This is a genomic window from Rhodothermales bacterium, assembly GCA_013002345.1.
Classification (GTDB): Bacteria; Bacteroidota; Rhodothermia; order Rhodothermales; family JABDKH01; genus JABDKH01.
The window spans coordinates 23,827-34,691 of sequence record JABDKH010000277.1 but is presented as its reverse complement, the minus strand read 5'-3'; the positions used below and the strand labels follow the sequence as shown (position 1 = coordinate 34,691).

The 10,865-nt window shown below is 58.9% G+C and carries 7 protein-coding genes; 4 read left to right on the top strand and 3 right to left on the bottom strand.

Going from position 1 to position 10,865, the window contains the following annotated elements; genetic code table 11:
* Positions 1–1,333, bottom strand: a 1,333-nt coding sequence (locus HKN37_13335; protein ID NNE47631.1) for a PAS domain-containing protein, incomplete at its 3' end; no start/stop codon positions are given.
* Between the two features lie 158 nt (positions 1,334–1,491).
* Between HKN37_13335 and HKN37_13330 the strand changes: the two genes are divergently transcribed.
* The 3 genes from HKN37_13330 (at position 1,492) to HKN37_13320 (ending at position 5,542) form a co-directional block, all read left to right on the top strand.
* The gene (locus tag HKN37_13330) at positions 1,492–2,394 is read left to right on the top strand and encodes a cation transporter (protein NNE47630.1); all 903 of its coding nucleotides are present in this window, start codon (positions 1,492–1,494) and stop codon (positions 2,392–2,394) included.
* A 74-nt stretch (positions 2,395–2,468) separates the two neighbouring features.
* Positions 2,469–3,980 (top strand): glycerol kinase GlpK, encoded by a 1,512-nt coding sequence (gene glpK, locus HKN37_13325; GenBank protein ID NNE47629.1) that lies wholly within the window; start codon positions 2,469–2,471, stop codon positions 3,978–3,980.
* Entirely contained in the window at positions 3,980–5,542 is a 1,563-nt protein-coding gene (locus tag HKN37_13320; protein ID NNE47628.1) for a glycerol-3-phosphate dehydrogenase/oxidase, read from the top strand. The genes glpK and HKN37_13320 overlap by 1 nt, the downstream gene beginning before the upstream one ends.
* Here HKN37_13320 and HKN37_13315 read toward each other — a convergent pair whose 3' ends face one another.
* Both HKN37_13315 and HKN37_13310 read right to left on the bottom strand, forming a co-directional pair.
* The gene (locus HKN37_13315) at positions 5,543–6,853 is read right to left on the bottom strand and encodes a response regulator (protein NNE47627.1); all 1,311 of its coding nucleotides are present in this window, start codon (positions 6,851–6,853) and stop codon (positions 5,543–5,545) included.
* Between the two features lie 202 nt (positions 6,854–7,055).
* The gene (locus HKN37_13310; protein ID NNE47626.1) at positions 7,056–7,796 is read right to left on the bottom strand and encodes a methyltransferase domain-containing protein; all 741 of its coding nucleotides are present in this window, start codon (positions 7,794–7,796) and stop codon (positions 7,056–7,058) included.
* Positions 7,797–7,996: 200 nt separating this feature from the next.
* On the opposite strand from HKN37_13310, the gene HKN37_13305 reads away from it, so the two are divergent.
* Positions 7,997–10,840 carry a PAS domain S-box protein gene (locus HKN37_13305; protein NNE47625.1) on the top strand — a complete coding sequence of 948 codons (2,844 nt, stop codon included), beginning with the start codon at positions 7,997–7,999 and terminating at the stop codon, positions 10,838–10,840.
* The last annotated feature ends 25 nt before the right edge of the window (positions 10,841–10,865 follow it).

Below are 10,865 nucleotides of genomic sequence, written 5' to 3'. Positions count from 1 at the left end.
GTCGAAAGCGTCCGTTGAGCTCCGCCTCATATTCGAAACTCCGCACATCGTTTGTTCGCAAAGCGTCCGAAATCGTCTTGCGCGCCCTCTCGCCAATATGCTGTGGCAGCACTTGCTCCAGAGAACGTCCAAGAAATTTCTCCGGGCCCGTAATGAGCTCAAAACCGTCGGCCGGGATGAAATCGACGAACAGCCCGTCCTTTGAGACACGGAACATGGGGTCCGGCACGGCCCGAACCATTGCGCGATGGTTCGCTTCGCTATTTCGGAGCGCATCTTCGGCAAGCCGGCGACCCGTAATATCAAGAAAAGTGAGTATCGCTCCGTCCAGTTCGCCGGTCTCGGGGGCGAGAACAGGAACCGCCGTAAAGATCGCCCACGATATCTCACCGCTCGGGCGAAGCGTACCCAACGTGACGGGTTTCTGGGGTTCGGCAGTTGCCAGACACCGCGCCGCCGGAAACTCCTCTCTCGGGCACGTCACCCCGTTCTCATATACCGTCCACGGCTCGAGGTCCATGATCGTCGCCCGGGCAATCTGATCCGAATTGATCCCGAGTATCCTCTGGGCTTCGGTGTTGGCGCTGAGGATCTGACCGTCGCGACCCACATGAACGATCCCGCCAGGGATTGCCTCGACAATGCGGCGATTGAGCTCTTCGCTCTGGCGGAGCAGATCCTCGGCCAGCTTGCGGTCGGTTATATCTCGACCGATGGACTGGTATCGTATGATCCGGCCCTCATCGTCGAAGTACGCGTGATCCTTCCATTCCTGCCAGCGCGTTTGGCCTTCGGGCGCGAGTACCTGATGCACGACTGTGGCCATCCGCTTCTCGGTGCTGAAGCTTCGGAGGTGCCGAACGACGTCGGAACGCGAGGACTCCGGAACCAGGTCAAGAAAGTTCGAGCCGGTCAGATCATCCACGTTCGAATGAAAGTACTCGGCGTAGGCTCGATTGACGAAGGTGAGCGTACCATCCGGATCGAACTGACAGACGAGCTCCTCCTGGTCTTCCACGAGTCCGCGATAGTGTTCCTGGCTCAAGCCCAGCTGAGCGACCGCATCCCGATGCCGGCGCAACATACGATCAACGAAAAAGACGGCCGGAAATACGAGTACGCTCACCGCAAGACCGAACAGTTCGGGTATCTGGAAGGTGTGCGGATGCGTGTGCAACGTGTACGTCAACGCGGGCCGTGCCGCCATGAGAAGTATCGTCCCGGCAAGGAATCCCAGACGCCAGTCACCCTGTCGCAACAGGAGCCGAACGGCCCAGCCTGCTGCGATGAGACGCAACGCGAATGACAGGATCAGAACTTCGTCGTAATGCACGGTGCTTGCTACATTGGTTTTCGGGAGTCCTTCCGGAGCCGAATGCGGATTCGCGAGACGGCTCGCAAGGAACGATGTCCGTCGGCCACATGGGTGTCGATCAAACATCCGCTTAGATTGATCGGCCGGAGCGGAAAATACGTAACAGAATACCTTCGATGCACAGGTCCGGCCAACACGATGAGAGCGACACGCCGCACCGGCAGCGACGACTGCTGGCAGCAGTTGCGTTGAATCTCCTCATTACAATCGCCGAGGTGATCGGCGGACTGCTTTCCGGTAGTATCGCGCTACTGTCGGACGCTCTCCACAACTTCGGCGATACCGCTTCACTGGGGACCAGCTACTTCGCAATTACCTACAGTAAAAAGGGAGCAAATCTTTCTAAAACATTTGGGTACAAACGTATAGAGGTCATCGCAGCGTTTTTCAATCTGGTTGTTCTGGCCCTCATTTCTCTCTTCTTGATCAAGGAGGCGGTTGAGCGTGCAGCGGACCCTCAGCCCATCCGGGGCGGACTGATGTTCGCCGTTGCATCGGTGGGACTTGCGGCCAACATTGCCACCGCCCTGCTGCTGCACCGCGACGCCAGAGACAGCGTCAATGTGCGCTCCGCCTACTTGCATATCGTGACTGACGCGATTTCGTCCGTCGGCGTGGTGATCGCCGGCGTGCTGGTGTGGGCCTACGATATTGTGCTCATCGATCCCCTGCTGACCATCGCTATCTCGGCATTCATACTATATCAGGTCTATCACCTCCTGCGGGACACGACCAACATCCTGATGAACAGCGTTCCACCGGATGTTGATGTCGAATCTGTTGTCGCCGAAATGGAGGGCATTGCGCTCGTTCGTGACGTGCACCATGTACACGTGTGGAGCATGGACGAACATCAGGCGGCTCTGGAGGCACATGTTGTCATAGACGAGGAGGTAGCGCCGCAAATGGATCGGATCAGAACAGACATCAAATTGATGCTTGAATCGCGCTTCGGTATTTCGCATTCGACCCTGGAAATCGAGTTCGAGCGATGCGAATCACCGGAAGACTGTCTGTAAAAGTCACCGTCCAGCGTCCAATGTGCTTATTCTCCATTCCATAATCTCGAACACGGGCCAATATGGCTGAGTCTATGTCGTTTATCATGGCCCTGGATCAGGGGACGACGAGTTCGCGCGCGGTTCTGTACAATCATCGCGGGACTCCGACAGCCTTTGCGCAGAGGGAGTTCGAACAGATTTTTCCCCGTCCCGGCTGGGTTGAGCATGATGCCACGGAGATCTGGGCATCCCAGGAGGCGGTGGCCAACGACACGATCCGAAAGGCAGGCATCGCGTGGAGTGATGTGGCAGCTGTCGGGATCACGAATCAGCGTGAGACGACGGTCGTCTGGGACCGCAAGACCGGTGCACCGATTCACAACGCCATTGTCTGGCAGGATCGGCGCACCGCAGACATCTGCGATCGCCTGAAAGCGGACGGGCTCGAGGCCATGTTTCGCGATCGCACCGGCCTTCGTCTGGACCCGTACTTCTCGGGCACGAAGATCATGTGGCTCCTCGAACATGTTGACGGAGCGCGGGAACTGGCAGACAGGGGCAGACTCGCCTTTGGCACGATCGATTCGTGGCTCATATGGAATCTGACGAACGGTGAGAAGCACATCACCGACGTGTCCAATGCTTCCCGCACCCTGTTGATGGATCTTCGGTCGGGGACGTGGGATGTGGACCTGTTGGCGGCGCTGAAGATCCCCGAAAGCATCCTGCCACAGATTGTATCGTCGAGCGGCGTCGTCGCGGAATCAAGAACGCCCTCCATAGCGGCGTCGGTTCCAATCGCCGGAATCGCGGGCGACCAGCAGGCCGCGCTGTTCGGTCAGGCGTGCCACCGGACCGGCATGATGAAGAACACCTACGGCACCGGCTGTTTCATGCTGAAGAATACCGGGAGCGAGGTTGTTGCCTCTCGAAACAACCTCCTGTCGACAGCCGCATGGCGTATTGACGACGCCGCAGAATTCGCCCTTGAGGGAAGCGTGTTTGTCGGGGGTGCGGTGGTTCAATGGCTACGGGACGGGCTGGGAATCATCGACACGGCGTCAGACGTGGAGACGCTGGCGGCCAGCGTGGAAGACAGCAACGACACATACCTCGTGCCCGCCTTCACGGGCCTCGGAGCGCCGCACTGGGATCCGTATGCACGCGGGACCATCACCGGTTTGACTCGAGGAACAACCTCCGCACATCTCGCCCGGGCGGCGCTGGAGTCGATTGCCTTCCAATCGGCCGACCTGATGGCCGCCATGGACGCGGATTCCGGATCCGCGAGTTCTGTCGCGGAGCTTCGGGTTGACGGGGGCGCTTCTCAAAACGACCTCCTGATGCAGATGCAGGCAGATCTCTCGCAGGTGACGATCGTCAGGCCCACGGTCGCCGAGACGACCGCTCTCGGGGCAGCCTATCTTGCCGGACTTGGCATCGGTTACTGGGACTCGATTGACGAAATCGACGACATCTGGAGCGTCGATCGTGTTTATGAGCCGCGTATCACAGTAAGCGAAGCGTCCGAAAGAATGGCAAGGTGGCACAATGCAGTGGACCGCTCGAGAGGGTGGGCAAACCAGGAGAAACCAGGATCATGATGAATCGGGATGAGATGATCGAGCGGATCATGTCCACGGACGCCGGCTGGGATGTGCTCGTAGTCGGTGGTGGAGCCACAGGCCTGGGCGTGGCTGTCGAGGCGGCGTCGAGGGGTTATCGGACTCTCCTGGTGGAGATGTCGGATTTCGCTAAGGGCACATCGGGGCGGTCCACGAAACTCGTGCACGGCGGCGTGCGCTACCTGCGGCAGGGCAACGTGACGCTGGTTCTGGAAGCGCTGAAGGAACGCGGCCGACTCTTGCGCAATGCACCACACCTGGTCCGCGATCTCCCCTTTGTGGTTCCGGTGTATGACTGGTGGGAAGGACCGTTCTACGGAATCGGCCTTCGGCTGTACGATCTGCTCGCAGGACGGGAGGGCTTCGGGACGTCGCACAATCTTAGCCGAGAGGAAACACTGGAGCGTCTTCCGACGATTGAGCCGGACGGGTTGCGAGGTGGAGTGATCTACTACGACGGCCAATTCGACGACGCGCGATTGGCGATCAACCTGGCTGCGACAGCTGCGGATCTCGGTGCGACCGTCGTCAACCACATGCGCGTCTCCGGCCTCACACATTCGAACGATCTGGTGGACGGCGCCATTGTTGTCGACGAAGAGACCGGTGTCGAGCAACGAATCCACGCGCGCGTGGTGATCAACGCCACAGGCGTGTTCACGGACACCGTTCGGACGATGGATGATCCGACTGCCTCACCCATGGTACAGGCGAGCCAGGGTATCCATATTGTCGTCGATTCATCCTTCATGCCGGGTGAGTCTGCAATCATGGTCCCGGAGACCGATGACGGACGAGTACTTTTTGCGATCCCCTGGCACGGCCGTGTCGTTATAGGGACGACGGACACTCCGGTCGATGAGCCGTCGCTCGAACCACGACCGCTGCAGGAGGAGCTTGAGTTCGTACTTCACCATGCAGCCAGATACCTGACCCGGGATCCTGGTCCGAAAGATGTATTGTCGATGTTCGCCGGACTCAGACCGCTTGTGCGCCAGTCGAAGGATGAGGGTACGGCTGAGATATCGCGCGACCACACGGTACACATTTCACGTTCGGGGCTCGTTACCATCACAGGTGGAAAGTGGACGACGTATCGCCGGATGGCGGAGGAAACGGTCGATCGCGCGGCCGTCATTGCGCATCTGGAGGATCGACTCTGTGTGACGCGCGAGATGCGCCTGCATGGATGGGTGGAACAACCCGACGACGAATCGAGGTTCGCCGTCTACGGCTCGGACGCCACCGTTGTCGATCAGGTTTGCAGGGAGAAAACCGAATGGATGGAGCCGCTCCACGAACGACTTCCATATCTACGTGGTGAGGTCGTATATGCTACCCGGTACGAGATGGCGCGAACGGTAGACGACGTGCTGTCACGCCGGTTGCGTGCGCTGCTTCTCGATGCGCGTGCGAGCATTGACGCGGCCCCGTTCGTAGCCCGCACCATGGCGGCGGAACTCGGGCGTGACGAGAAGTGGATCGAGCGTCAGGTGAAAGATTATACGATGCTGGCGCGCGGATACATCATGTCCGCGTGATCAGGCCGACGATTTCGCGAGCACCTGGTCCATCATGCGGAACAGCTGTTGCTTCGTGAAGGGCTTGCCGATATACCCGTCGAATCCAGCCTGCAGGAATCGCTCGCGGTCACCCGGAAGAGCATATGCCGTCACTGCCACAATCGGTGTCTCGCGGTAGCCGGCGATTTCTCGAATCTTGAGCATGACGTCGACACCCGTCTCGTCTTCGCCGAGATTGATGTCCATCAGGATGGCGTCGAAGTTGTTCGCGCGCGCGAGTTCGAGTGCGGTCCGGCCGTTGCTTGCCGTCGACACCTCGCAGCGGCTGCTCAGAAGGTGCTGCAGCAGTATGAGCATGTCGGGGTTGTCCTCGACCGCCATGACGCTCGGCTTCGCGACGGACTCGTCGGATGTGACGTCGGGGGTGGTGACTTTCGGCACCCGACGATCAGCAACCGCATCCGTTACATCGGACTCTACGACCTCAGCCTCGGAATTCCCGATTACCGTATCGGCTGCGGTCGGCGACTGAATGGCATCGGGGATCATCACAGTGAACGTGCTTCCTTTCCCGATGGCGCTTGCGACCTCGATAGTCCCTCCCATGAGGTCTACGAGCCGCTTCGTTATGGTCAGGCCCAGCCCGACGCCTTCGTAACTGTGGGCAGAGTCTGCCTCCTGCGCAAATGCGTCAAACATCAGCGGTTGGAACTCTGGCCGCACGCCATGTCCCGTATCCGTGATTCTCAGCTCGAGCGAAGTCCCGGTCGGTACCACATCCATTTCCACCGAACCCGTGTCGGTGAATCGAATTGCGTTCTCGAGCAAATTGTGCACGACGCGATCGAGGGCTGTACGATCGATCGTCGCCATAATCACGTCTGTCGCGTACCGGACTCGAAGTTCAAGGTGTTTGTCCGAAGCCGTTCGCTTGAGTCCGGAGATCTCTTCCTCGATCTGTTGAACGACGTCCACCACCTCGGATCGCAGTCTGTAGTTCCCTTCCTCCAACATTGACAGGTTGAGGATCGAGTTCAGGGCGTCCATCAGCCGCTTGCCGCTGCGCTCGATGAAGTCCAGGAATTTCTGATGCCGATCTGTGAGCTCTTCCTGGAGGATCGACGCGAAGCCAACAATCGCCGCCAGTGGCGTGCGAATCTCGTGGGAAAGATTCGTGAGAACAGCCGACTTCATGTTGCTGAGCTGCTCAGCTTCATCTCTCGACTTGCGAAGCTCCGCTACTTCTCGCTCCAGCTGAACAATTCGTTCTCGAAGTTCGGCTGCCGAAACGGCTCCACTAATCTGCTCTCTATCCGGCTGCTGCTGCATCGCACTTTGGGATGGGTGTTGGAGACGGCGGCAGGCGTCATTTGTCGGACTTCGCGCCAAAGCGTGAAGCGTCTGCCAACTGGCGTGCCGGACCGTCAGAACATGATCAATCTGGTCTCAGTATCGGCGCACGAATTCGGAACAAAAGCCCCTATTCCCTCAAAAAAGCACGCAGGTCGGCATTAGTGCCGGAGAGTCGCGGTCATAAGCTCGGCTTCTCGAAAATCAGCACATGTTGCTGCGGCAGTTCGCGTTTTGTTCGAACCCATCGCAGGCCCGCGAACTCCATTTCCTGGCGAGCTTGCTCCTCCGTCAGGCGATGAATCGGGGCAACGGGCAGGGTCTCGTCTTCCCCTCGATACTCGACGAGCACCACACGACCGCCGGGTACCAGCGATTCCACGACCCTGGTCATCATCTCGTATGGATAGAAGAATTCATGATATGACCCGACGATGAGAGCGAGGTCGATCGAGTTGACCGGAAGATTCGGATCGTCTTCCTCCCCTTGAACAACCTCCACGTTTCTGATTTCCTCCTCAACCGCCCGGCGACGAAGCTCGTCGAGCATTTCAGGCTGTATGTCGGTGGCGAGGACCCTGCCATGCGGCACGAGCTGAGCAATCCTGAAAGAGTAAAACCCTGTCCCTGCGCCGATGTCGGCCACCACGTCGGCGGGTCGCAGGTCCAGCGCGGCCACGAGGCGATCGGGGAACTCGGCCTGGTCACGACCCGGTCGGTTGAGCCACTCCGCGACCTCCGCGTGTGAACGCACTCTCGGAATTTCACGACCGAGGAAGAATCGACCGGTGCCAAGACTATCGGTCGGCGTTCTAGACTGGTACAGTTTCGCAGGATCAGGAGTCCCTTCCGGGCCGCACCCGAATCCTGCGGCTCCCGTTGACAGGATCAGGAAGAGAAGGAGTCTTCGAAAGGCGAGCACGTCGATGTCCGGATTTGCGATTCAGTACGAGCAAGCACATGACGGGGGCTGCTGCTCGTAAGTCATTTTGTTACAAGGAAGATAAGGCTACCGGCTCACCGGCACTTGACTTAAGTAGAGGGCTCTCCTGTCGATTTTTTTCATGAAGAAACCTCGCAAAGTCTGTTCGTCCCGCCAGGACCAAACGCCGACCCACGCCAATGCAATCGACTCGATATCACAAATGGGGTGGACTCCGCGGCAAGTTTATGCTGTTCAGTGGAGTACTGCTCCTGGTCATGGCCACCGCTCTGACGCTGATCAACTTTCTCAGTCAGCAGCGATTGTTGACGAATCGTGCGGACGAAAAGGCCCGGTCGATCGCGACGGTGCTGCGCGCTTCAGCGTGGGAGGAATTGCAGCTGCACGACGAGGACGGCCTGCGCCACCGCCTGTCGCCCTTGCTGTCATTGATCGACATTGACTACGTGTATGCGTTCGACAGCCAGGGCAAGATCCTGTCGGACGGAACCCAGGAGAACCGTTTCCAATCGATCATTCTGAAGGATGACATCAGCCTCAATGCGGCAGCCGCTCGAGCTCCCGTCGTCATGTCGAGCGGAGAGATACTGGACGTAACCGTACCCGTCATTGCCGGCGACAACTACCATGGCGGCTTCCGAGTCGGCTATTCCCTGCACCGGATCAACGGTGAGATCAAGTTCCTGCGCAATATCAGTATCGGAATAGGCGCTTTCTTCGCGCTGCTGGGAGTGCTCCTCTCCTATGTCCTCGTTCTCAAGATCACGGACCCGTTGGCGCAGCTTACTCGCGCCACCGAGGAAATCTCGCAGGGGTCATTCGATCAACAGCTGGTGGTCGAGTCCCGTGACGAACTGCAGACCCTCGCAGAGGCGCTCAATGCCATGGCGGCTTCACTGAACACCTCCCGCGCGGCCCTCGTAAAGGCAAAGGAGTATACCGACAACATCATCACGTCGATGGTGGATATGCTGATTGTGACGGATCCGCAAGGTGTGATCAAGACGACAAACGCTGCGGCCTGTAAGATCCTGGGATATGAGAAACACGACCTGCCCGGGACTCACATACACAAGGTCGTTCCCACCTTCCCGTTTGCTTTCATCGATCCGTCGGAGCCAGACAGCGGGACTCTATCGGGAATTGAAACAACGTTTGTAACCCGTGACGGCCGTGAATTCCCCACCTCCTTCTCGGGCGCCGTGATGTACGACGCCGACGGCCAGCCGGAAGGGTTTGTATGTCTCGCCGATGATATCACCGGCCGCCGTGAAACCGAACGACAGCTGCGGATGCGCGCCACGCAGCAGGCCGCCATCGCATCGCTGGGTCAGCTCGCACTGTCGAGTCCGAGTGTGCAACAGGTTATGGATGACGCGGTCCAGAAGGTATCCGAGACACTGGAAGTCTCCCACAACTCGATCTGTGAACTCCTGGACGACAAGAACGCCTTTTTCGTGCGTGCCGGATTCGGATGGCCCGAGGGAGTAGTTGGAAAGGCGTGGGTCAGCGCAGAAAACGATACGCAGGTAGGCTACACCCTTTCCGTCAACCGCGCAGTCGTAATGGAGAACGTGCATGAGGAGGGAAGATTCCAGGGCGCCGATCTAATGCATGAGCACGGACTAGTCAGCGGCGCGACGGTCATCATCCACGGAAAAGATGCGGCCTGGGGTGTCCTCGCGGCTCATTCTCGCACGGCACGGGATTTCACGGACGACGACGTCAATTTTCTCCAGGCAGTGGCCAATGTCGTCTCGACGACGCTCGAGCGCCATCGGCAGGAGGAGGCCCTGATCGAGTCAAAGCTTCAGGCCGAAGAACTGTCGAGGCTCAAATCGTCGTTCCTGGCAAACATGTCGCACGAGATCAGGACGCCGCTCACGATCATGATCGGATACTCCGAAGCGCTGACGGAGATGGTCCCTGACACCATGAGGCAATTTGCGGAGCGGATTGAACAGGGTGGACATAGGCTTCTCGAGACGCTCAACTCCGTACTGGACCTCTCGCGGCTCCAGGCCAAGGAGATGAAACTGAATCTCGAGGAGACCGATCTGGCCTCGGAGATAGACAGCGCGCTCGAGATGCTTCGGGATATGGCCGCAGACAAGGGGCTCGAGTTGCGCTTCTCGCCCCCGACTGATCTGCCGACTGCCAAAATCGATCGCCCATCCCTGCACAGAATCATCAACAATCTGGTCGGCAACGCGCTCAAGTTCACTGATACAGGTTATGTCGAACTCGAACTGCGGGAGGACCGGACACGCATACACCTGATGATTCGCGATACGGGCGTTGGCATCAGCTCCGAGTTTCTCCCGCACCTGTTCGATGAGTTCAAGCAGGAATCGACCGGCGAAGGGCGATCTCATGAAGGGTCGGGCCTCGGCCTCGCCATCACGAAGCAGCTTGTCGAGATGCACGGCGGTCGGATATCCGTCGAAAGTGAGAAGAACAAGGGAACGGAGTTCTCCATATGGTTCCCGGTCGTCGCGGGCGCCCAGGCTTCATCCGCCAACGGATCCGCGACGCGATTGCGAGCCCCGGATCGGCCAGCTGTGGCCGCACGTGACGAAGCTCCGGCCGACAGGGTGCGACACGCCCTGGTTCTTGACGACAGCGTCGAGACCACCGAGCTGATCCGGTTCTTTCTTGAGCCTCACTTCGAATCGACCGTGGCGCAATCGGCCGACGAGGTCTTCGCCAGCACGTGGGAAAGGCGGTTCGACGTCGTCTTGCTCGATATTAATCTGGGCGATGAGGAGTGGTCGGGCCTTGACGTCCTTGCCGTACTACGAAAGCTGCCTGAGTACGAGAGGACGCCCATCATCGCCGTAACGGCGTACGCCCTTCCCGGCGACGAGCAGAGGTTTGTAGGGGCCGGATTCGATGGGTACGTTTCAAAGCCCTTTGTACGGACCAAGCTTCTCACCGAACTCGAGCGGGTTCTCGGGCCCTTCGTAGACGAGGCAGAGCGACGTACGATGGCATCGCGAAGCGAAGGCGAGACCGCCTCGTAGGCCGGGCGAGGGCTCTGCCTAGCCA

Bases quoted from the DNA above. Each gene is read 5' to 3' on its own strand.
- glpK (NNE47629.1), top strand. From the start codon at position 2,469: ATGTCGTTTATCATGGCCCTGGATCAGGGGACGACGAGTTCGCGCGCG.
- HKN37_13305 (NNE47625.1), top strand. From the start codon at position 7,997: ATGCAATCGACTCGATATCACAAATGGGGTGGACTCCGCGGCAAGTTT.
- HKN37_13330 (NNE47630.1), top strand. From the start codon at position 1,492: ATGCACAGGTCCGGCCAACACGATGAGAGCGACACGCCGCACCGGCAG.
- HKN37_13320 (NNE47628.1), top strand. From the start codon at position 3,980: ATGAATCGGGATGAGATGATCGAGCGGATCATGTCCACGGACGCCGGC.
- HKN37_13315 (NNE47627.1), bottom strand. From the start codon at position 6,853: ATGCAGCAGCAGCCGGATAGAGAGCAGATTAGTGGAGCCGTTTCGGCA.